We start from the raw sequence: 23,054 nt of genomic DNA on the forward strand, positions 1-23,054 counted from the left end.
GATCAAAAGATCGCGAGGCAAGCTCGCTCCTACAAGGTCAGCTACAGCGAATTACTTGCTTTCAGCCGCTGGAGCATCCTGAGCGGCTTCTTTTGCTGCTGCTTCATTGGATTCAGCTTGGGCTTTAGCCGCCTCAGCGTTCTCTTTAGCAGCGTCGTTTACCTTGTCTTGCGCTTCAGACATTTTTTGTTGAGCTTGTTCTGCGTGCTGATTAGCGTCCTGGGCTTTGTCTTCGGATTTTTTATCGCAAGCAGCAAGGCCCAGGGAAGCGGCCAGCATCAAGGCAACAGCAACGGTATTACGCATGGGATGTTTCTCCTTGTGAGTAGTTCTACGGGGCGTTTGAGCCAGCCCGCGGTACTTAAGTTCCATCATCATGCAGATATATAAGTAGTGCCGATTGCACAGAATCTATTGGTAAAAAGTGTCAGGCCTTGAAATCCAGAGTTCAGGCCCCAACTTTCATCACATCCCGCCGCTAACCCTCTTGGGCGTGGCTCATGCCATCTAATCGGAGTTTGATAACAATGAGCGTGGAAACTCAAAAGGAAACCCTGGGCTTCCAGACCGAGGTCAAGCAACTGTTGCACCTCATGATCCATTCGCTGTATTCCAACAAGGAAATCTTCCTTCGCGAATTGATCTCGAACGCCTCTGATGCTGTCGACAAATTACGTTTTGAAGCGCTGTCCAAACCAGAACTGCTGGAAGGCGGCGACGAACTTAAAATCCGTGTGAGCTTCGACAAGGACGCTAAAACCGTCACCCTCGAAGACAACGGTATTGGCATGAACCGTGACGACGTGATCGCCCACCTGGGTACGATTGCCAAGTCCGGCACCGCCGATTTCATGAAAAACCTGTCGGGCGATCAAAAGAAAGACTCGAACCTCATCGGCCAGTTCGGTGTGGGCTTCTACTCGGCCTTTATCGTTGCTGACAAAGTTGACGTGTACAGCCGCCGCGCCGGTACACCTGCCAGCGAAGGCGTGCACTGGTCTTCCAAAGGCGAGGGCGAGTTCGAAGTTGAGAACGTCGAAAAAGCCTCTCGCGGCACCAAGATCGTTCTGCACCTCAAGTCTGGCGACGAAGAGTTCGCCGATGGCTGGCGCCTGCGCAACATCATTAAAAAATACTCCGACCACATCGCCTTGCCGATCGAACTGCCTAAAGAGCAGGCCGCAGCCGAAGGTGAAGAAGCACCGGCACTGGAATGGGAAACCGTTAACCGCGCCAGCGCCCTGTGGACCCGTCCTCGCACTGAAGTGAAGGACGAGGAATATCAGGAGTTCTACAAGCACATTGCCCACGACTACGAGAACCCGCTGGCCTGGAGCCACAACAAGGTTGAAGGCAAGCTCGAATACAGCTCGCTGCTCTATGTTCCGGCCCGTGCACCGTTCGACCTGTACCAGCGTGAAGCGCCTAAAGGCCTGAAGCTGTATGTACAGCGCGTATTCGTGATGGATCAGGCTGAGTCGTTCCTGCCGCTGTACCTGCGCTTCATCAAAGGTGTGGTTGATTCCAACGACCTGTCGCTGAACGTGTCGCGTGAAATCCTGCAGAAAGACCCGATCATCGACTCCATGAAGTCGGCGCTGACCAAGCGTGTTCTGGACATGCTGGAAAAACTGGCGAAGAACGAGCCAGAGAAATACCAGGGCTTCTGGAAAAACTTCGGCCAGGTCATCAAAGAAGGTCCGGCAGAAGATTTCGCCAACAAAGAAAAAATCGCCGGTCTGCTGCGCTTTGCGTCGACCCACGGTGATGACGGAGAGCAAACGGTTTCTCTGGCCGAGTACCTGGCACGTGCCAAAGAAGGCCAGGACAAGATCTACTACCTGACCGGCGAAACTTACGCTCAGGTCAAAAACAGCCCGCACCTGGAAGTCTTCCGCAAGAAAGGCATCGAAGTGCTGCTGCTGACCGACCGTATCGACGAGTGGCTGATGAGCTACCTGACCGAGTTCGACGGCAAGAGCTTTGTTGACGTGGCGCGCGGTGATCTCGATCTGGGCAACCTGGACTCCGAAGAGGACAAAAAAGCCGCAGAAGAAGTGGCCAAGGCCAAAGAAGGTCTGGTTGAGCGCATCAAGACTGCGCTGGGTGAAAGCGTCAGCGAAGTGCGTGTTTCGCACCGCCTGACCGATTCGCCAGCCATTCTGGCGATTGGTGAACAAGACCTGGGCCTGCAAATGCGCCAGATCCTTGAAGCCAGCGGTCAGAAAGTGCCGGACTCCAAGCCGATCTTTGAATTCAACCCGGCTCACCCGCTGATCGAAAAACTGGATGCGGAGCAGAGCGAAGAGCGTTTTGACGACCTGTCGCACATCCTCTTCGACCAGGCTGCCCTGGCGGCTGGTGACAGCCTCAAAGATCCGGCGGCGTATGTCCGTCGCCTAAATAAGTTGTTAGTTGAGTTGTCCGTGTAACACGTCTATAAAAAACCCGCTTCGGCGGGTTTTTTTTGCTTTGAATTCGGGAGTTTTTAATGAAATCAATTACGGTCAGTTCTGTGGTCTATCAAATCGATGGCCAAGCTTACGAAAGCCGCCTGGCGTATGACCCAAGCCGCGAAGAGTCGCTGCCGGGTTTGCTGATGGCACCGAACTGGATGGGCGTCAGCGCAGGGGCCGAGGACATCGCCAAAAAGGTCGCTGAACAAGGCTATGTGGTGCTGATTGCGGACCTGTACGGCCAAGGCGTTCGTCCCGCCAACGGTGATGAAGCCGGCGCTGCCATGATGCCGCTGAAAAATGACCGTGCCTTGCTGCGCAAGCGCATGCAGGCGGCCTACGCGGTGCTCAAAGAGCAAACTGAGGCCAAGGTCGATAGCCAGCAATTGGCGACCTTTGGTTTCTGCTTTGGTGGGTGTTGTTCGCTGGAACTGGCCCGTGATGGCGCTGCGCTCAAGGCTGCGGTGTCGTTCCATGGCTCGCTGGATACGCCAAACCCGGCAGACGCCAACAACATCACCGGCTCTGTTTTGGTGCTGCACGGTGCGTCAGACCCGTTGGTGCCCCATGAGCAATTGCCGGCTTTTGAAGCCGAGATGAATGCGGCCGCAGTGGACTGGCAGTTGACCAGCTATGGCGGCGCAGTGCATTCGTTCACCGACCCGCACGCCAACGTACCCGGCAAAATGATGTACGACGCCAAGACCGCGCACCGCGCCTTCACCGCCATGCACAACCTGCTGGATGAAGTGTTCAAGGGCTAAATAGTCTGTAGGAACTGCCGCAGGCTGCGTTCTTTTGATCTTTAAAAGATCGCAGCCTGCGGCAGCGACTACAGGTTTACAGCGCTCTCTCTAGGCTTTCGCTCACCGTCAAATCACGCATCAGCAGGGCATAGCTCAGGTCCACCTGTTCGGGGATCGGCAAGTAAACCGTGTGCCCATCACCCGGCGCGACTTCGATCGGCAATCCTGCCGTGTTATGCAATTGGTCCAGGTCAAAGTGGTAATTGCCGCGTGGAGTCATCAACTCCAGGTGATCGCCCACGGCAAAACGGTTTTTGACTTTGACCTCGGCCAGGCCTTTGCGTCGCTCGCCGGTCAACTCACCGACAAACTGCTGGCGGTGTGACAGAGAACTGCCGTGCAGATAATTCTGGTATTCGTCATGCACATGCCGACGCAAAAAGCCTTCGGTGTAGCCGCGCTGCGCCAATGACTCCAGATCATTCATCAAGTTGCGGTCGAACTCACGGCCGGCCACCGCATCATCAATCGCCTTGCGGTAGACCTGCGTCGCCCGCGCACAGTAAAAGTGCGACTTGGTCCGCCCCTCAATCTTCAGCGAATGCACGCCCATCTCTGTCAGGCGAGCCACGTGTTGCACCGCGCGCAGGTCTTTGGAGTTCATGATGTAGGTGCCGTGCTCGTCCTCGAATGCCGACATGGATTCGTCCGGGCGGTTGCTTTCGTGCAGCACAAACACTTCGTCGGTCGGCGCGCCCCGGCCGAGGGTCGGCTCAACCACTTTCACCACATTGCCCAGTTCGTTTTCTGTGGCGGGCTTGGCTTCGTACTTCCAGCGACACGCGTTGGTGCAACTGCCTTGATTGGCGTCGCGCTTGTTCATGTAGCCGGACAGCAGGCAACGGCCGGAGTAGGCCATGCACAACGCACCATGGACGAAAATCTCAAGCTCCATGTCCGGCACCTGCAGACGGATTTCTTCGATCTCTTCCAGCGACAGCTCGCGGGACAGAATAATCCGGCTCAAGCCTTGCTGGCGCCAAAACTCAACACTGGCCCAGTTCACCGTGTTGGCCTGCACCGACAAATGAATCGGCATCTGCGCGAAGTGCTGGCGCACCAGCATGATCAGCCCGGGGTCGGACATGATCAGCGCATCCGGGCCCATGGCAATCACCGGCTCCAGGTCCTTGAGGAAGGTGCGCAGCTTGGCGTTGTGCGGGGCGATGTTGACCACCACGTAAAAGCGTTTGCCTTGGGCCTGGGCCTCGCGAATGCCGATGGCCAGGTTGTCGTGGTCAAACTCGTTGTTGCGCACCCGCAAGCTGTAACGCGGCTGGCCAGCGTAAACCGCGTCCGCGCCATAGGCGAAGGCGTAGCGCATGTTTTTCAGGGTGCCCGCAGGGGCGAGGAGTTCGGGTGGAGCAAGGCGCATGGTCGGGTCTTTCGCAAAAAGGCGCGATGGTAGTCGAGCCTTTGGGCGCACTTATTGATCTGGATCTAAAAACCCGAACCTGGCTTACCGCGCCGTGCGTTGCAAGGCCAGCATGACGATCCCGGCGACCACAATCAGCCCGCCGATCACCTGGCCATTACTGAGCACCTGCTCCAAGATCAGCCAGCCAAACAGCAGGCTCGCCACGGGCTCAACGTTCATCACCGGGGCGTTTTGCGCCATGTTCAAGCGCGTCATGCAGATAAACAGCAAGCAGAACCCGAAGCCATACAAGGTGACCAGGCAGGCGAGGGCGGTCCAGCCGGTGGACGAACTGGGCAACGACACGCCACCGGGCAGCACGCCGCTGATCCCGGCCAGTGTGGCGGCGCTGAACACAATCAGCATGGTCAGCATGCTGCGCACGGAGCCGCGCAGGCTCGACAATTTGTGATCGGTGATCCACAGCGCACAGGCGAACACCGAGGCGGCACCAAAGCCAAACAGAATACCTTCCAGCCATTGCGCCTCGGTGCTGCCCTGATTGGCCAGACGCTCGGGCACGTCCAGCGCAAACACCAGGCCGCACATGATCAGGCCCATCAGCAGGGCTGCGCGGCGGGTAGGCGCAGCGCCGCCCAGCGCCCATGTCAGCAACACCAGCAGAATCGGCGCCATATTGCCGATCAGCAACGCCAGCGCGACGGGAATGCGCGCCACCGCTGAATAGAGAAAAAAGCTTTGCGCTGCAATCAACAGGCCCAGCAACAGTTGCCAGCGCCAGTTGGCAGCGGTCAGGCGAGGCCGTTCGCGTTGCCAGACCACCAGGGCCGTCAGCACCAGCAAGGTGACCCCGGCGCGGCACAGAATCGCCAGCAACAGGCCGGTGTCGTGGTCGAAAGCAATACGCGCAGCGATGTGGTTCCCGGCAAAGGCACAGGCCAGCAGCACCAGAATCAACACCGCAACATGACGGGGAAACAGAGCAGGAGCAGACATAAGCAACCAGCCTCCTTGGCTGGATAAATACGCACTGTAGGAGCGAGCTTGCCTCGCGATCTTTTAAAGGATCAAAAGATCGCGAGACAAGCTCCCTCCTACAGAGGGCGGGGTTACAACACCAGGCTTGGCAGCCACAGCGAGATGGCCGGTACGTAGGTCACCAGCATCAGCACGCCGAACAACGCCAGGTAGAACGGCAGCAGAGCTTTAACGGTGCTTTCAATCGTGACTTTGCCCACCGCCGCACCGACAAACAGCACGGCACCTACCGGCGGGGTAATCAGCCCGATGCCCAGGTTCACCAGCATGATCATGCCGAAGTGCACCGGATCAACGCCGATACCGATGATCACCGGCAGCAAAATCGGCGTCAGGATCAAAATCAGCGGCGCCATGTCCATCACCGTGCCCAGCAGCAACAACATGACGTTGATGCACATCAGGATCACGTAGCGGTTATCCGACAGGGTCAGGAACGCCGTGGTGATTTTCATCGGGATTTCCATCAGCGTCAGGATGTAACCGAAGCTGGCGGCAAAACCGATCAGGATCATCACGATGGAAATCGTCCGTACCGCCCGGTGCATCAACTTGGGCAGGTCGCGCCACTTGTAGTCGCGGTAGATAAACATGGTCACGAAGAACGACCAAAGCACCGCAATGGCCGCCGACTCGGTGGCCGTAAAAATCCCCGACAAAATACCGCCCAGGATGATGACCATGGCCATCAGCCCCCACAGCGCGTCACCGGCGATTTTCAGGGCCTTTTTCAGCGGGATCACTTCGCCCTTGGGGTAGTTGCGCTTGCGCGCAAAGATCATGCACAGGCCCATCATCACCGCACTGAGCAACAGCCCCGGCATGATCCCGGCCATAAACAGCGAAGCAATTGACACCGTGCCACCGGCCGCCAGCGAGTACAGCACCGAGTTGTGGCTCGGCGGGGTGAGCAGGGCCTGTACCGAGCCGCTGACCGTCACCGCCGTAGAGAACTCGCGAGGGTAGCCCGCACGCTCCATTTCCGGGATCAACACTGACCCCACCGAGGCGGTGTCGGCCACCGACGAGCCCGAGATGGCGCCAAAGAAGGTCGAGGCCACGATGTTGACCAGCGACAGGCCGCCGCGCACAAAGCCCACCAGCACCCCGGCGAAGGCGACCAGCCGACGCGACATGCCGCCTTCGGCCATGATCGCGCCCGCCAGAACGAAGAACGGGATCGCCAGCAGCGAGAATTTGTTCACGCCGCCGGCCACTTGAATCATCAGCGCGTCGAACGGAATTTCAATCCACCAGGCGCCGATCAACGCCGACAGGCCCAGCGCGTAAGCCACTGGCATGCCAATCAGAATCAGCGCAACAAAGCTGCCCAACAGTACCAAAGCGTCCATTTATACGGCCTCTTCGCTGGCTTCTACGATGTCGAACCGCACAACACGGCGGTGGCTCTGGTCGCCCAGGAAGAGCTTTTCCAGGACAAAGATCAGCGTGATCAAGCCGCCGATGGGGATGGGCAGGTACGAAATGCCGACCCGCATGGACGGCATTTCGCCGAGAAATTGGTTCCAGGTGGTGGCGCAGAGTTTGAAGCCCTTGACCGCCATGAACAGGCAGACGATGACCATCAGGATTTGCACCAGCACCGCCACCGGTTTGCGCACGTGCAGCGGCATGCGCTCAACCGCCATGGCCACGGCCATGTGTGCGCCTGCGCGATAGCTGGCTGCCGCACCGAAGAAGGTAAACACCACCATCAACAAAATGGCGGTGGGTTCTGGCCAGCTGGACCCTGAGCCCAGCACGTAACGGGCGAAAATGCCCCAAGGGATGATCAGGGTCATGGTCAACACCGACAACCCGGCGATCGCAATACAGACCCTGTACAGAAAGTCGTTAAAACGCAGCACGGCATTTTTCATGGAGGCTCACCCCTGTGGCGGTGAACGGGCTAGCGCCCGCCACCGCGGCGTTATCGGACAGGCTTACTGAACAGCTTCGATACGCGAGATCAGCTCTTTGTAATTGGCGCCGTATTTGTCACGAACCGGTTGGGTGGCGTCGTAGAAGGCTTTTTTCTGGTCCGGGGTGAGAGTGATGAACTCCACACCGGCGGTTTTGAGTTTGGCTTCACTCTCGGCCGACTTTTTATCCCAGATCACGCGCTCTTCCATCTGCGCTTCGCGGGCCAGTTTCTGCACCAGTGCCTGTTGCTCAGGGTTGAGCTTGTTCCACGTGGTTTTGGCAATCACGATGGGTTCCGGCAGGATCAAATGGTCAGTCCAGGTGAAGTACTTGGCGTTCTGATAGTGGTTGTGTTCAAGGAACGTCGGCGGGTTGTTTTCGGCGCCATCAATCACGCCCGTCTGCAGGGCGCTGAAGATCTCGCCGGTGGCCATGGCAATGCCGTTACCGCCCATGTCATTGATGGTGTCGATAAACACCGGGTTGCCTTGCACGCGGATCTTCATGCCTTTGAGGTCGGCTATCTCGCGTACGGGTTTTTTGGTGTAGAGGTTGCGGGTACCGCCGTCCATCCACGCCAGAGCGACCATGTTGAAGTCGGAGTTAGTGATTTTGTCGAGCATCTCCTGGCCGATTTCGCCGTCGATGATTTTGCGCATGTGCGCTTGATCGCGGAACACGAAAGGCAGGTTGAAGGCATTGGTTTCCGGCACCACCGGGCCCAGGATGCCGAGGCTGACACGGGTCATTTGCACGGCGCCAGACTGCAACTGTTCAACCACTTCTTTCTCGGAACCGAGCACGCCACCGGCAAACATCTTGAACGAAATGTCGCCGTTGCTTTGCGCCGCCAGCTTTTTGCCCATCTCTTGTTCAGCCACTACCGGCGGATAGCCGACCGGGTGAACTTCAGCGAATTTGATCTTGATTTCGGCCTGGGCTACGCCCGACAGGCAGAAGGCAAGCGGCAATGCAGCAATGAGTAAGGTGCGTTTGAAATCCATGGGTCACTCCACATATTGTTTTTGTTATTTAAAGGTTCTGGATCAGCAGGATTAAACAGTCAGCTTGTGTACGCGGGCTCCGCCAGCCCTTTAACACCAGGGTTAAGGGCAAATACGCCGCCCGCCAAAGGTTGGTCACTGAGGTCGCCTGCGGGGCGAATCGAGGTGACGAACAGGGTGTCCAGATTCGCGCCGCCAAAGGCGCACATCGCCGGCTTCTTGATCGGGACGGCCAGCGAGCGGTCAAGTTTGCCTTCGGGGGTAAACCGGTGAATCAACCCGGCATCGTTGCCGCAAATCCAGTAGCAGCCGTCGGCGTCGACAGCGGCGCCATCTGGGCGGCCGGGATGTTGTGTCATGTCGACAAACAGGCGGCGGTTATGTGGGGTGGCCGTGTCGATGTCGTAATCGAAGGCCCAGATCTTTTGCACGTCCGGGTGCGAGTCCGAGAGGTACATCGTCAGGCCGTCCGGGCTGAACGCCAGGCCGTTAGGCACGATAAACCCGGTCAACTGCGGTTTCAGAGGCTCGTGTTGCCCGGCTTCATAGCAATACATCGCACCGACGGGCACCCCTGCGGCCATGTCCAGCAGCATGGTGCCGGCCCAGAAGCGGCCCTGGCGATCACAGCGACCATCATTGAAACGCATGCCCGCTTGAGCGTGGTTCACGCTGCTTAACAGGCGGGTACTCAGGCGGCCATCGGCCTGGGGCGTGAGGGTGAACACGCCGCTTTCCATTGCGCCAATCCAGTGGCCATCGCGGCCTCGGGCTATACACGCGAGCATTTGCGGGGCTTCCCAGCTTTGGCTGAAGCCATCGGCGGCCTGCCAGCGGTGCAGGCGCCGGGCCGGGATATCAACCCAGTACAGCGCTTGTTCGGCAACACTCCAGACCGGGCTTTCACCCGTGGCATTGCGTGCGTCGAGAATCAGTTCGGCAGTCATGCGGCTTGATCCCTGTCGTTATTGTTCTTATTCGTCGCCAAAAGGGCCGGCCGCCACAAAGGCACCGCCTTGATAAATTCTGCTGGGGTCATCGGCGGGCGGCATGGGTTGGGCTTCAACCTTGTCGCGGTAAATCTCTGAGGTGTCCTTGGGGGCAAAACCCAAGTGCGCCGCATAGCGGTTGTCCCACCACACGTTCAAATTGTTCGAGGCGCCATAGACCACGGTATGCCCGACATTCGGCGTGTAGAGCGCGCGTTCGAGCAACTGCGTGAGGTCGGCAAAGCTGAGCCAGGTGTGCATCATTCGGCGGTTTTGCGGTTCGGGGAAGGAAGAGCCGATGCGGATGCTGACGGTTTCAATGCCATAACGGTCGAAATAAAAGGTCGCCATGTCTTCGCCATACGACTTCGACAGCCCGTAGTAACCGTCGGGGCGGCGAGGGGAGCGGGCATCGAGTGTCTGGTTTTGCTGGTAAAAACCGATGACATGGTTAGAGCTGGCAAACACCACACGCTTGACCCCGTGTCGACGCGCCGCTTCGTAAATATGAAACACGCCGCTGATGTTGGGGCCGAGAATTTCTTCAAAAGGGCGTTCAACCGATACACCGCCAAAATGCAGGATGGCGTCCACGCCTTCGACCAACTGGTGCACGGCCTGTTTGTCGGCGAGGTCACACACGATGGTTTCTTCATGGCTGTCGGCTGCGCAGGCCATTGGCGCAATATCAGACAGTCGCAGCACCTTGGCATAAGGCTTGAGGGTTTCGCGCAGCACCTTCCCCAAACCACCCGCGGCACCGGTGAGGAGAAGGCGATTGAAGGGAGTTTGGACAGTACGAGTGTTAGTCATCAAGGACCCCTGCATTTCTTATTAATGTCATCTGTTGTCGTATGACTTGGTTTGGATTATTCACAGCCCTTGCCGGTGTTGTCAATGCGCGATTTTGCCAAGTGCCATCATTACGCCTCAACCCTTTGCAGGAGCGAGCTTGCCTCGTGATCTTTAAACTGATCACGAGACAAGCGGGCGGGTTACAACAACGACAGCGGGTAGCTGATAAAGATACGGTTCTCGTCAAATTCATGAGCGCTGTAGTCGCGACGGATGCTCGCGTTACGCCAGCGCACTGTCAGGTCCTTGAGGGTGCCGCTTTGCACGGTGTAGGCCAGTTCCGATTCGCGGCCCCACTCTTTGCCGTCAGTGGTGGTAGCGGTGTGGATGTTACTGCCGCTGATATAGCGGTTCATCATGGTCAGACCCGGGACCCCAAGTACGGCGAAATCAAGGTCGTGGCGCACTTGCCAGGAACGTTCCTTGGCCAGGTCATAGCTGGAGTTGTAACTGTCGTTGGCCAGGGTGCCGCCGCTGGTGCCGTTGACGCGGAACCAGCCGTCGTCGCCGTACACTCTTTGCAGGCCGACATACAGGGTGTTGCCTTTGTATTTGGCCGAGAGCAGGGCTGATGCGGTTTTGTTGTCCAGTTCACCGGCACGTTTGCTGCCGTCTTCCTTGCCCCAGAAGTAACCGAGGTTCGCGCCCAGGGTGACATCGCCCACTGGCTGGCTGTGGATCAGGTTGAGGAATTGCTGCTGGTAGATGTTTTCCAGTTCGGCATACCAGGCGCCGACCTGGGTGCGCTTTTCATTGAAGGTGTAATCACCACCAGCAAAATTGAAGCGGTCTGATGTGAAGGCGCCTTTGCCGTTGAGCGACATGTCTTCCATGCTCGCGTCATTACGTGGGCTGTTGGCGCGGAACTGCCCGCCGTAAAGGTTCAGGTTGGCGATTTCTTTAGAGGTGATCTGAGCACCGCGAAAGGTCTGAGGCAGTGAGCGACCATCATCCGAGCGCAAAATCGGCAGCACCGGCATCCACTCGCCGACTTTCAGTTCAGTGTTCGAGAACTTGGCTTTGGCCGCCACACCCAGGCGCCCGAAATTCTTGGCCGGTTCGCCATCACTGCCGGTCGGCAGCAACTGCGTACCTGCGGTGCCTTTACCGCCATCAAGTTTCTGCGAGTACATCCCCAGCACGTCCACCCCGAAACCGACGGAACCTTGGGTAAAGCCGGACTTGACGTCCAGAATGAAGTTTTGCGTCCATTCTTCGGCCTTGCTTTGCGGGGCGCGGCTATTGGGGTAGTCCGGGTTGGTGTAGTTGCGGTTGATGTACGCGTTACGCAGAGTAAGGGTTGCTTTGGTGTCGTCGAAGAACCCTTCTGCCATGCCTGTCAGTGGCAGCGTAAACGACATGCTGCCCAGCCCCATAAGAATCAATGAACGGGTGTTGTGAGATCTCATTATTGTTGTGCTCCCATTTTTGACAAAGCCGTCCTCACGTGACCGACAGAAGCGGCCTGCAATGTGAAGGCGGTGTGTGTGTTGCCCTGGTGTCAGGGCGCTGACTCAAGCCGTTGTGGCGGCTGAGTCTTTTGCTGCAGACAGACCTTCAGCAAAAGCGGCAGGCAATCGGCCCGTGTGCAATCGGGCTCGACCGGGGTATGCGAGGGGCGTAACGCGAGAGAGTGCGGTCATACGGAATTCCCTGATTATTATTGTTGTGTTATCCGTTGTCGTACAACTTTGTCGGATTATTTACACCTTCGGCGGCCTTTGTCAATGCAGGGTCAAGCAAACAAATCAGGGTTTCATCGGGGCAGGGGGTGGCTGAACTCACTGGCGAAGGGTGATCGTACAACCGCCATGAGCTATCATGCGATAACTTGCAGTTCGCACTTAGACCCCGAGATAAATGTTGACCATGGAAAACCCCACTGACGTTCCACGCCTTCCTCGCAAACGCCGTAGCCTCGCGCAGGAATTGGTGACGGTGCTGTCCGAGCAAATTCGCGACGGTTTGCTCAAGCGCGGCGACAAGCTGCCCACCGAGTCCGCGATCATGGAAGCCCATGGCGTCAGCCGCACTGTGGTGCGCGAGGCGATCTCCCGTTTGCAGGCGGCAGGGCAAGTCGAGACGCGCCATGGTATCGGCACGTTTGTGCTGGACACGCCGAGCCCGAGCGGCTTTCGTATCGACCCGGCCACCGTGGTGACCTTGCGCGACGTGCTGGCGATTCTGGAGTTGCGTATCAGCCTGGAAGTCGAGTCGGCCGGTCTGGCCGCGCAGCGTCGCACCCCGGAGCAGTTGGCCGCCATGCGTGCCGCCCTGGATGCGCTTAACGAAAACACCGCGCGTAACGGTGATGCCGTGGCGTCGGACTTCCAGTTTCACCTGCAGATTGCGCTGGCCACCGGCAACCGCTATTTCACCGACATCATGAACCACCTGGGCACCAGCATTATCCCGCGCACCCGCCTCAACTCGGCGAGCCTGGCCCATGATGATCAGGCCCAGTACATGAGCCGCCTGGGCCGTGAACACGAAGAAATCTACGCTGCCATTGCCCGCCAGGACTCCGACGCCGCCCGTGCGGCCATGCGCTTGCACCTGACCAACAGCCGCGAACGCCTGCGCCATGCGCATGAAGAGGCAGAGGCGCAGGGCTAAATTTGACTCCACCTGTAGCCGCTGCCGAAGGCTGCGATAAGGGCCGCAGGACCTTCGCTTTTTCAAGAAGCAGGGCCGCTACGCAGCCCATCGCAGCCTTCGGCAGCGGCTACAGGTTTTATTGACATGGAAGGCGTATGAACGAAACAAGTCTGCAACGTAAAACCCTGCTCCTGCTTCTGGCCTTCGTCACCGTTGCCTTTATCTGGATTTTGCTGCCGTTCTATGGGGCGATTTTTTGGGCGGTGGCGCTGGGTATTCTGTTTGCGCCCTTGCAGCGCAAGTTACTCCTCAAGTTCAAAGGTCGGCGTAACCTGGCCACCTTTACCACGCTCACAGCCTGCACCCTGATCGCGATTCTGCCGGTGATTTTCACCACGATCCTGCTGGTGCAAGAAGTGGCCACCCTTTATAGCGATGTGCAAAGCGGCAAGATCAACGTTGCCGGCTACATCGCCCAACTGCAAAGCAGCTTGCCCCATCAGGTCATTGAATGGCTCGACCGGCTGGGCTTGAGAAGCATTGAAGGCGTCAGCGACAAGATTTCCAAGGGCGCGCTTGAAGGCAGTCAGTTCTTTGCCACCCAGGTGTTCAACTTTGGTCAGAGCACCTTTGAGCTGGTGGTGAGCTTTTTCATCATGCTCTACCTGTTGTATTTCTTTATTCGTGACGGCCAGGCCATGGTGCGTTTGATCCGCAACGCGGTGCCCATGGCTGAACAGCACAAGCGCCTGTTGCAAATCAAATTGCGTCGCGTGGTCAGGGCTTCAGTCAAAGGCAATTTGGCGGTGGCTGTAGTGCAGGGCGCGCTGGGCGGGGTGATCTTCTGGATCCTGGGCATTCAGAGTTCGCTGTTTTGGGCGGTGCTGATGATGTTCCTGTCCTTGTTGCCTGCCGTCGGGGCGGGCATTGTCTGGGCGCCAGTGGCGATTTACTTCCTGACCACCGGGATGATCTGGCAAGGCGTGGTGCTGGCGCTGTTCGGCGTCTTCGTGATCGGCATGGTCGACAACGTATTGCGCCCGATCCTGGTGGGCAAAGACACGAAAATGCCGGACTTCCTGATCCTGATTTCGACCTTGGGCGGCATGGCGATTTTCGGCCTCAATGGCTTTGTCATCGGACCATTGATCGCCGCCCTGTTCCTGTCGAGCTGGGGGTTGTTCAGCGGCACCCGGCGCAAGGTCCGCTTGCCCGCTGACAAAATCACGCTCGACTAGCGAAAGCTGTAGGGCATCCTGCCTTGGCTTTATTCGTAGCCAGTGCCAGCGCTGCATCCGGCGCAACGTGTGGTGGCTGGCGCATACCCCTTAAGGCTGCATGAACTTTTAAAAACCTGACATCGACACCCAGCGCTTTTTGGGTGTCGATGCTATGTGGTTGCCAGATGATCTGCGCGTCTTAGATAAAAGTGTGTGAAGTCCAGGGTTTGTAATCGCTAATTGAATGAGTGCGTTGTAAAGGTGACGTTACATATAGGTGTGTAATGGGGTGTATCCGATAAGTGGTGTTTAAAAAGATTAAATTTTATACATGATCAAGTTTGACAATGTCAGGTTGTGGCTATAGTTGTTTTAATGCTGTTGTTTATCTATCGTTTTTTAATGCTTGAAAGGGGGGGCGCCAGTGCGCTTGCTCTTGATGAGTGGGTAAGTGTGCTTGGGTTTTTATGGCAATTAATTGGAGTGTTTAGTGATGTTAATAGGTGGGTGTTTCTGAGTTATTCAATTCATTTGGATAGGAGTTTTGGCTTCTAAGGAGGGTGTTCTGCATAAAGTCGTACTGAACATGATTGAAAAACTGCACTGAGCGTGCGCTGAACAATGAGTTATAAGCACGCTTTTTTTGTTTCTTTGGAGGTGTGTGATGCGCAATTTAACAACGAAGGTTCGTGGTTGTGTGCTTGGTGTCGTGTTGGCGCTGACGAGTACGGTTGGTTTTGCTGTTGATAATACATGTGGGACGGGTGCTATGTATTGTTGCTCGGCAACGGCGGTCACTCCTATACCCAATAATCCGATATTGGATGCCTTTTTAGCTTCTCTTGGTGTGAGACTTGGTACTGCGATAGGAGTGAACTGTTCTACTGCGACTTCATGCACAGCGCCTTTGTGCTGCGACAGCGCAATGGCTCAAACCGGGTTGATTGCTATTGGCTGTACCCCACTGGAAATATAAGAAATACACCTCCTTCGAGGATTACGGAGGCGTATTTTATATGTCGTTTATTCTGGGTTATGCACTTCGTTGGTGAGTGAGCAGGAATTTTCTAAGTATGCTGAACAGTTGTCTAGCTGTATTTTTCAATGGTTGCACAGGAATAACCCCGGATGCTATCCAATACCTGTCGCTTAAAAAAAATAGCACTAACCGGGGGAGTCATAATGGGTCTGGCGGGCGTCATTGTTTGGTACTGCAGTGCAACGTCCACGCCAGACCACCCTCTTTTAACCGCCACAGTCATACGTCAAACCGTCGAAGAGTCGGTATTGGCCATTGGTGTACTTCAACCTATTCGCAAAGTGGATGTCGGCTCGCAAGCGTCCGGTCAACTCAAAAGGCTGTTGGTGCATCCCGGTGATCACGTGGAACAAGGTCAGTTAGTCGCTGAAATCGATTCGACCTTGTCCAAAAATGCCCTGCTGGATGCACAAGTGGCGTTAGGCAGCCTGGCCGCGCAAAAGCTTTCGGCCGCCGCACAGGTCAAGCGGGCACGGCTGGCGCTGCGCCGCAATCAGGCCATGGCCCAAGAAAACGCGGTAGCACCGCAGTCTGTGGAGTCGGCCGAAGCGGATCTGCAAGCGCAACAAGCGCAATTGGCGGTGGTCGATGCGCAAATTCATCAACAGCATATTCAGGTCAGCACGGCCCAGGCCAATCTGGGCTATACGCGGATTTTGGCCCCTGTCAGCGGCACGGTGGTGTCGGTGTCCACTCAAGAAGGGCAAACCGTGGCGGCGTCTTATGAAGTGCCTGTGATTTTGCAAATCGCCGACTTGAGCACCATGACCGTACGCGCGCAAATACCCGAAGCCGATATTGATCGCATGCGGGTGGGGTTGCCGGCGTGTTTCACCACGCTAAGTGGCACGCACACACGCTATTGCAGTGTTCTGAAAACAATCGAGCCCGCCCCGGAAAAAATCAATAACGCGCTGTTTTTCAACGCTCTGTTCGATGTGGCCAACCCCATCGCGGCGTTGCACCCCGACATGACCGCGCAGGTTTCAGTGCAGATTGCACAGGCTGACGATGCCTTGGTGATTCCGCTGACCGCTTTGGGCCGTGCCGGGCCGGATGGCCGTTATCAAGTCAAGGTACTCACCCCCCAAGGAAAAACAGAGCTGCGCGAGGTGAAAACGGGCATCGATAATGCGTTCAGCATTCAGGTGCTGGACGGGTTAACAGAGGGCGAGCAGGTCGTCTTGCCTGGCGATGATTGGCCAAGGACGCCGTAATGGAACGCCAACCGTTGCTCCGTCTGGCCAATGTATGCCGCTATTTTCAGGCAGGCACGGACTCGGTTGCGGTGCTGAAGGACATTAACCTGACGCTCTATGCGGGTGAGATGGTGGCGATTATGGGGCCATCAGGGTCGGGCAAATCGACCCTGATGAATATATTGGGTTGCCTTGATCAACCCAGTTCCGGGCGCTATTGCATTGACGGACAGGACGTTGCGCAACTCAACAGCGATGCCAGGGCTCAACTGCGCCGGGAGCGGTTGGGGTTTATCTTTCAGCGCTATCACCTGATCCCTTCGCTGACGGTTTTGGAAAATATCGCCGTCCCGGCCATTTATGCCCATATCGGGCGGTCTGATTGCCACGCGCGAGCACTGCATTTTCTGCAACTGCTGGGGTTGTCCCGCTTCGCTGGGCAAAACGTCACTCAGTTGTCAGGCGGGCAACAGCAGCGGGTCAGCATTGGCCGGGCGCTGATGAATGGCGGGGATATTATTTTGGCGGATGAGCCCACGGGCGCACTCGATAGCCAGAATGGTCAGGACGTACTGCTTCATCTCCAGGCCTTACACCGTCAGGGGCACACGGTCATCCTGATTACCCATGACCCGCGGATTGCCCGCTATGCCGGGCGCATTATCCAGCTGGAGGACGGTGCGATCATTGCCGACACCCGCAATGAGGCGGTGCACCCCGTGTCGGCCGCTGTGCCCGATATGCCGCCCCGGCTCAAGCCCGCGCAGTATGCCTGGCTGTCCAGCTGGCAGGATGCCGTGTGGAGCGCCTGGCACTCACTGAGCGCGCATCGGTTGCGCACCTGCCTTACTTTGCTCGGCATTGTGATTGGCATCGCTTCAGTGGTGTCGCTCAATGCTGCGGGCGAGGGGGCCAGGCAATACGTGCTGAGCAATCTCAATACGCTGGGCAGCAATGTCATGACCGTGTACCCGGGGCGTGAGATCGGGGATGACCGCGCCGCCGGAATACGCTCATTGGTCCGCCGTGACCTGGCGGCACTGGCCACCCTGCCGGGGGTGAAACAGGTGTCGCCTGCTATCACCACATCGTTGCGCATCCGCTGGCAGCGGGTCGATACCAATGCCGCGGTCAACGGCGTCAGCGACAGCGCCTTGAGGCTCAATAATCTGGCACTGGTCAGTGGCCGCGGGTTATTGCCCCAGGACATCGAGCGTCAGTCGCAAGTGGTGGTGATTGATGACAACCTGCGAAAAAAGCTGTTCGCCCCCACCGTATCGCCAGTGGGGCAGGTGATTATCGTTGGCATGTTGCCGTGTGTGGTCGTGGGCGTGGTCCGTAGCCAATCGCTATTTTCCGACAATGTGCTGAGCTTGTGGATGCCGTGGACCACCGCAGGTTATCGGCTGCTCGGGCAGAGCTGGTTCAACACCATCGCCGTGCATCTTGATGACCAGGCATCGACTGCGAGCGTCGAAAAGGCGATCCAGCACGTACTCACACGCTTGCACGGGCGACAGGACTTCTACGTCCGTAACTCCGATGCGTTTGCGCAGTCGCTAAGTAAAACCAGTTTTGCCCTGACCCTCTTTTTGTCGCTGATTGCCTTGGTCTCGTTGGTGGTGGGCGGCATCGGGGTGATGAACATCATGCTGGTGTGTGTGGTGGAGCGCACCAAAGAGACGGGCATCCGCATGGCGGTGGGGGCCCGGCAGCGGGATATTCGGCGGCAGTTTCTGACGGAGGCAATCATTGTCTGCCTGGTGGGATCGCTGGTCGGGATCGTGTTGTCGTTCGCGCTGGGTTGGGGGCTGTCTTTGTTTACCCGGCAATGGCGCATGATTTTTTCGATGCAGACGTTACTTATCGCCGTCAGTTGCGCCGTGATTGTGGGCTTGCTGTCAGGCTGGCTCCCGGCTCGCAATGCGGCCCGGCTTGACCCGGCGCAGGCACTCACCCGTGAGTAGCCGACCCGTAGTGCCTCGTGCTTGTGCCCTGATACGCGGGGCAACGGCCCATTCGTTGAAGTTATGGGGTGGGTTGGCGGCGCTGGTGCTGTCAGGATGCTCTTGGTTGCACATCCCTGAAGCCGAGCCGCCCGCTGTACCGCCACGCTGGCAATATGCTGAAGCGCTTGAGGTGGCAAGCCAAGGCCGTACCGGCTTCTGGCAGTCTTTGGGCGATCCGCAATTACCTGGCATTTTGCTGCAAGCCATGCGCGACAACGACGACATCAAGCTGGCCAGCCTGCAAGTTAAATTGGCCAGGGTGCAGGCCGCACTGGTTGCTACCAACGCCTGGCCAGGGGTGTCGCTTGGGGCCACTGCCGGACAGTCGCGCAACTTGACGGCACAAGGGGGGTACCCGCCGACCACGTCCAGTTCTGCCGGGCTGGGCCTTGGGGTCAATTATCAGGTGGATCTATGGGGTAACCAGGCGGCGCAACAGGAGGCTGCCGATATCAATGCGCAGGCCAGCGAAGCCGACTGGAACGCGGCACGCATTACCCTGCAGGTGTCAGTCGCACAACTATGGTGGCAATTAGGTTTTTTGAACCGGGTCATGAGCAACGCTTTAACCGACCTGAATGAAGCCCGTACCACCCTCAAATTAGCCTCGGTGCGCTACGAGACGGGCGCAACCAGTCGCACCGACATGGTGTTCGCGCAGCAGGCACTTGTGTCACAGCAAGTCTCGGTGGCCCAAAGCAGGCAGACCCTGATTGAGGCCCGGAGCGCTTTTGCCCTGATCATGGGGGCGACCCCTGAGGAAGCGTTTCCAGAACTCGAAGATTTGTTGAGCACACCGCTTCCGGTACCGCAGGCGGGAATTCCCGCAGAGTTGCTGGCGCGGCGCCCGGATGTGCATGCCGCAGAGCTGCGGGTACGCAGTTACCTGGCCAGTGTGCAGGCCACCAAGCTCAGTTTTTACCCGACATTGGCTTTGACCGGCAGTCTGGGCACCTCCAGTCCGACTTTGACCCAGTACCTGATCAATCCGGTGGCGGCTGTGTCAGCTGCTGTGACCTTGCCTTTTATCCAATTCAATACGTTCCGGTTGAGCGTGCAAAGTTCACGTCTGGCCTATGACTCAGCGGTCATCAGTTTCAAGAAAACCTTATATACCGCCTTAAAGAACACCGAAGATGCTCTGTCAGCACGTCAGCAACTGATTATTCAGGAACAGTACTTGCGCCAATACGTCGTGCTCTCGCGAGAAGCCGAGCGTTTGTCACAGGTTAGATGGCAAGTGGGCGAAACCGATATTCAACCGTGGCTGGATGCGCAGGCAACACGGCGTCAGGCCGAACTGTCATTACTGCAGAACACGTTGGCCAGAAAACAAAATGCAGCACAACTGTATGCCGCCCTGGGCGGTGATTACCAAGTCATAACCCGTACACCTTAATCCCGATAGTTCAACTCGCCAGAAAAGGAAAACACAATGAATAAGCACAGTTCTTGGTCATTTGCATTACTCCTGGGGTCGTTATTGTGCAGTGGGGCTGTGATCGCCAAAGATGAGAGTTCATTCACGGCAGAACAACGTGAAGACATTGGTAAGGTGGCGGCGCAGTACCTGGTGGACCATCCGGAATTTTTAATGGATGCCGCCCAGAACTTAAAAAAACAACAAGACGACGCCTTGCAGGAAAAAAGAGCGGCAGGCATTTTGAAGAATTTGTCGAGTTTGCTTCACGACCCTTCGACGCCTGTGGTGGGAAAACCGGATGGCAGCGTGTCAGTCGTCGAGTTCTTTGATTATCAGTGCATCTACTGTGCGAAATCTTTTCCGGTGCTGGATGCTGTCATGAAGAAACAGCCGCAGGTGCGTTATGTCTTCAAAGAGTTCCCTATTTTTGGCGCCAACTGGCCAGCGTCTGCTCAGGCGGCTGAAATGGGCTTGGCTATTTGGAAAACTCAGGGAAGCGAGGCCTACCTGAAATACCACGATGGTATTTATGCCACCGGCCACAATGAAGGCAAGTTAACCGAAGACGATATTAAACACGTGATGCAAAACAACGGTATTGCAGTCCCGGCCCCACAGATAGTTAAAGACATGGCGGCTGCAATAAAGAGTACTCAGGATTTAGCCCAGGAGTTGGGGGTACAAGGAACACCTATGTTTATGGTGATGCCGACCACCGGCGCATCCAAATCAACCATCTCGGTGTTACCGGGGTTGGTGACAGAGGATGTACTCACGGCCGCGATTGTCAAAGCCGCAGCACCTAAATAAGTTTACGAAGGGATTGGGCCCGGACGGCGGGCCCGCAGACTAACGAAAGCTGTACGAAACCCCGACGTAGGCGCCCCGGCCCTCGCCGGGGGTGGAGCGGGCGGCGTCCTGGCCTTTGTCGTCGTAGCCCGGCGTCACCGTGGCGGCGTAGCGCTCGCCGGTGAGGTTGCGCAGGTCGATCCAGGTCTGCCAGTCGCGCTTGGGGGAGGCGTAGCCCAGCGTCGCGCCCCACAGCGTGTAAGACGACGCGTAGTAGGTGTTGGCATAGTCCACCGCCATGCGTGAGGCCACTTGGGTGTTGACCCCCGCGTAGAAGCCTTGCGGGTGGTCATAACGCACTTCAGCCTGGTAGTAGTGCTGTGGGATACCCGGTAAACGGTTGTCACCAAAGTGCGAGTCATCGCGGTAATGGAAGTCGCTGAAGGTGTAGGCTTGACGCAACGACACGCTGCCCACGCCATCGCGCTCCCACAAACGGCTATTGAGCCCGGCTTCAATCCCTTGGTGCACGGTCGGGCTGGCGTTGGACTCGCCGACAATCGGTGCCAGGTCCGCCGTGGCGGCTTGCAGCTCAACCGTCAGCAGTTCATGGCGCACGGCCGAGTAGTACCAGGCCAGATCCCATTGGCCGATCCCCGAGTCGCCCCGCGTGCCCAGCTCAAGGGTGGTCGCGGTCTGGTTCTGCATGGCAATCGGGGTGCTTTGGCGCCCGGTAGCCGGGCCGCTGCCCACCGTGAATACGTACGGCGAACTCCAGATCATCGACCACGGGTGCGGCGGCTCAACCGAGCGACTGAGGTTGCCGTACACCTGCAAGTGCGGGTTGAACTCATAGCGCAAGCCCAGGCGCGGCGCGTAATCCCAATCATGGCGGCTGACTTTGCCGCCGCTGTCGGGGTAGCTCACCTCGCTTTCTCGGCGGGTATAGATCAGCGCCATGCCCGTGGTCAGCCACAGGTCGGGCATCAGCTCCAGGTCATTGCTGGCGTGCAGCACGCTGTCCGAACCCTGATAACTGAAATCGCGCATTTTGGTGCCCGGCGCATAGCTGGCGGTATTGCCGCGCGGGATGCGCACGTATTCCGATGCGCCGCTGTTGGGCAAATGCTTGCTGCTGCGCAGACCCACCGTGGTTTTGCTTTCAAGGCCAAACAAGGTGTCGCGGCGCTTGTAGTTCAAGGTGCCGCTGACATCGGTGTAGGCAACCTTCAGCCGGTTAGGTCCCTCACGAAGGTCCATGGGGTAATCGTGGTACACCAGCCCGACTTCCAACTGTGAATCGTCGTCCAGGTACATCGTGGTTTTGTTGCCCAGCCACGTGCTGCCGGGTTGTGGGCGCGTGTAGTCGCCGCTCACATACGCCGGATTGGCAGCGCGTGGGTGATGCTTGATTTGTTCTTTGGTGACCCGGCCTGCAAGTTCGTTATCGGTTTCGCGGTAACGCAGGTAGAAGCGTGTTTCCAGTTGCGGGCTGAAACGGTAACCGACCGTGGCAGCGAAGCCTTTGCTGTTGCCTGACGTGTGGTCTTGATAGCCGTTGGTCTCAGCGTCGTTGAGCGATACGTAGTAGTCCAGATCGCCCAATACTTGCCCGGAACTGATCTGGCGTTTCTGGTAGCCGTAACTGCCCGTTTCGTAGCGTACTTGCAGGGGCGCGGCGTCATAGCCGGTGTGGGTGACGTAATTGATCGAGCCGCCAAGGGCCAGCGCGCCGACATCAAAACCATTGGCTCCGCGCAATACCTCTGCGCGGCTCAACCACAGCGGCTCGAACAGCTCATAGGGCGTACCGCCGGGGCCGGTCAGCGGCAGGCCATCAAACATCACATACAGGCCCGAGCCGTGGGCGCCGGGCGCACGGTTGATGCCCGAACCACGCACCGAGACCTTGGTGCCTTCATTGCCGCCTGATTGGGCATACACGCCGGGTTGATACGCCAGCACATCACTGTTGGTCGCGACGCGGCCCTGTTCAACCGCGTTCATGTCGATCACATTGCTGGCGCCGGGCACCTGCTTGAGCGCCTCCTGGGCAGCTTGCAGGTCGCTGCTTTCCTCACTGCGAACCTGAACCTCACCCAACTCCAGCGGGTCAGCATAAGCGGGCGCAGCGCAGACAAGCGCCAAAGGCAGAAACGAAGACAAGGCAGATCGCATTACAGGCATTCCAGGACGATAGGCGGGCGGCGCGCCAGCCTATACAAGCCCGTAATCACTCGCAACTGTCAGACAATCACAGCCCCACCTAACTGTAGGAGCGAGCTTGCCTCGCGATCTTTTGATCTTTAAAAGATCGCGAGGCAAGCT

The 23,054-nt window shown here is 57.5% G+C and carries 18 protein-coding genes; 8 read left to right on the forward strand and 10 right to left on the reverse strand.

Annotated elements, in window-relative coordinates; translation table 11 throughout:
- Positions 1-51 precede the first annotated feature (51 nt).
- Entirely contained in the window at positions 52-306 is a 255-nt protein-coding gene (locus QMX84_RS21325) for a hypothetical protein (RefSeq protein WP_048391680.1), read from the reverse strand.
- 221 nt (positions 307-527) lie between these two features.
- Here QMX84_RS21325 and htpG point away from each other — a divergent pair, with 221 nt between their 5' ends.
- Together htpG and QMX84_RS21335 are read left to right on the forward strand one after the other, a co-directional pair.
- The gene (htpG, locus tag QMX84_RS21330; protein WP_278941071.1) at positions 528-2,432 is read left to right on the forward strand and encodes a molecular chaperone HtpG; all 1,905 of its coding nucleotides are present in this window, start codon (positions 528-530) and stop codon (positions 2,430-2,432) included.
- Between the two features lie 59 nt (positions 2,433-2,491).
- Complete coding sequence (locus QMX84_RS21335) at positions 2,492-3,220, forward strand: dienelactone hydrolase family protein (protein ID WP_153335672.1); 729 nt, start codon at positions 2,492-2,494, stop codon at positions 3,218-3,220.
- Between the two features lie 76 nt (positions 3,221-3,296).
- On the opposite strand, the gene yegQ is transcribed toward QMX84_RS21335, so the two are convergent.
- The 8 genes from yegQ to QMX84_RS21375 all read right to left on the reverse strand — a co-directional run bounded on the left by yegQ (position 3,297) and on the right by QMX84_RS21375 (position 11,858).
- The gene (yegQ, locus tag QMX84_RS21340) at positions 3,297-4,637 is read right to left on the reverse strand and encodes a tRNA 5-hydroxyuridine modification protein YegQ (RefSeq protein WP_282364716.1); all 1,341 of its coding nucleotides are present in this window, start codon (positions 4,635-4,637) and stop codon (positions 3,297-3,299) included.
- 84 nt (positions 4,638-4,721) lie between these two features.
- Complete coding sequence (locus QMX84_RS21345) at positions 4,722-5,636, reverse strand: DMT family transporter (RefSeq protein ID WP_123750399.1); 915 nt, start codon at positions 5,634-5,636, stop codon at positions 4,722-4,724.
- 113 nt (positions 5,637-5,749) lie between these two features.
- On the reverse strand, positions 5,750-7,030 hold the full coding sequence (locus QMX84_RS21350; RefSeq protein ID WP_048368566.1) for a TRAP transporter large permease: 1,281 nt from the start codon (positions 7,028-7,030) through the stop codon (positions 5,750-5,752).
- Positions 7,031-7,558, reverse strand: a complete 528-nt coding sequence (locus QMX84_RS21355; RefSeq protein WP_048387721.1) for a TRAP transporter small permease — start codon at positions 7,556-7,558, stop codon at positions 7,031-7,033.
- A 63-nt stretch (positions 7,559-7,621) separates the two neighbouring features.
- Positions 7,622-8,605: a TRAP transporter substrate-binding protein gene (locus QMX84_RS21360; RefSeq protein ID WP_048368564.1), complete on the reverse strand. Its 984-nt coding sequence runs from the start codon at positions 8,603-8,605 to the stop codon at positions 7,622-7,624.
- A gap of 59 nt (positions 8,606-8,664) precedes the next feature.
- Complete coding sequence (locus tag QMX84_RS21365; protein WP_282364717.1) at positions 8,665-9,552, reverse strand: SMP-30/gluconolactonase/LRE family protein; 888 nt, start codon at positions 9,550-9,552, stop codon at positions 8,665-8,667.
- Positions 9,553-9,579: 27 nt separating this feature from the next.
- The gene (locus QMX84_RS21370) at positions 9,580-10,407 is read right to left on the reverse strand and encodes an NAD(P)-dependent oxidoreductase (RefSeq protein ID WP_282364718.1); all 828 of its coding nucleotides are present in this window, start codon (positions 10,405-10,407) and stop codon (positions 9,580-9,582) included.
- 182 nt (positions 10,408-10,589) lie between these two features.
- Positions 10,590-11,858 carry an OprD family porin gene (locus QMX84_RS21375; RefSeq protein WP_282364719.1) on the reverse strand — a complete coding sequence of 423 codons (1,269 nt, stop codon included), beginning with the start codon at positions 11,856-11,858 and terminating at the stop codon, positions 10,590-10,592.
- A 460-nt stretch (positions 11,859-12,318) separates the two neighbouring features.
- On the opposite strand from QMX84_RS21375, the gene QMX84_RS21380 reads away from it, so the two are divergent.
- From QMX84_RS21380 to QMX84_RS21405, 6 genes are all read left to right on the forward strand, one after another.
- Positions 12,319-13,065, forward strand: coding sequence for a FadR/GntR family transcriptional regulator (locus QMX84_RS21380; RefSeq protein ID WP_153335679.1), 747 nt, complete (start codon positions 12,319-12,321; stop codon positions 13,063-13,065).
- A gap of 137 nt (positions 13,066-13,202) precedes the next feature.
- Positions 13,203-14,285 carry an AI-2E family transporter gene (locus tag QMX84_RS21385; protein ID WP_153373226.1) on the forward strand — a complete coding sequence of 361 codons (1,083 nt, stop codon included), beginning with the start codon at positions 13,203-13,205 and terminating at the stop codon, positions 14,283-14,285.
- A 1,164-nt stretch (positions 14,286-15,449) separates the two neighbouring features.
- A complete protein-coding gene (locus QMX84_RS21390; RefSeq protein WP_282364720.1) occupies positions 15,450-16,523 on the forward strand; it encodes an efflux RND transporter periplasmic adaptor subunit in 1,074 nt (357 codons plus the stop codon).
- Positions 16,523-18,472 carry a MacB family efflux pump subunit gene (locus QMX84_RS21395; RefSeq protein ID WP_282364721.1) on the forward strand — a complete coding sequence of 650 codons (1,950 nt, stop codon included), beginning with the start codon at positions 16,523-16,525 and terminating at the stop codon, positions 18,470-18,472. The genes QMX84_RS21390 and QMX84_RS21395 overlap by 1 nt, the downstream gene beginning before the upstream one ends.
- Positions 18,429-19,913: a TolC family protein gene (locus QMX84_RS21400; protein ID WP_282364722.1), complete on the forward strand. Its 1,485-nt coding sequence runs from the start codon at positions 18,429-18,431 to the stop codon at positions 19,911-19,913. The genes QMX84_RS21395 and QMX84_RS21400 overlap by 44 nt, the downstream gene beginning before the upstream one ends.
- 36 nt (positions 19,914-19,949) lie before the next feature.
- Positions 19,950-20,747, forward strand: a complete 798-nt coding sequence (locus QMX84_RS21405) for a DsbA family protein (protein WP_282364723.1) — start codon at positions 19,950-19,952, stop codon at positions 20,745-20,747.
- A 39-nt stretch (positions 20,748-20,786) separates the two neighbouring features.
- Here QMX84_RS21405 and QMX84_RS21410 read toward each other — a convergent pair whose 3' ends face one another.
- A complete protein-coding gene (locus tag QMX84_RS21410; RefSeq protein WP_282364724.1) occupies positions 20,787-22,904 on the reverse strand; it encodes a TonB-dependent receptor in 2,118 nt (705 codons plus the stop codon).
- Positions 22,905-23,054 lie beyond the last annotated feature (150 nt).

Origin of the sequence: Pseudomonas sp. PS01297 (genome assembly GCF_029959305.1) — a bacterium.
Taxonomy (GTDB): Bacteria; Pseudomonadota; Gammaproteobacteria; order Pseudomonadales; family Pseudomonadaceae; genus Aquipseudomonas; species Aquipseudomonas helleri.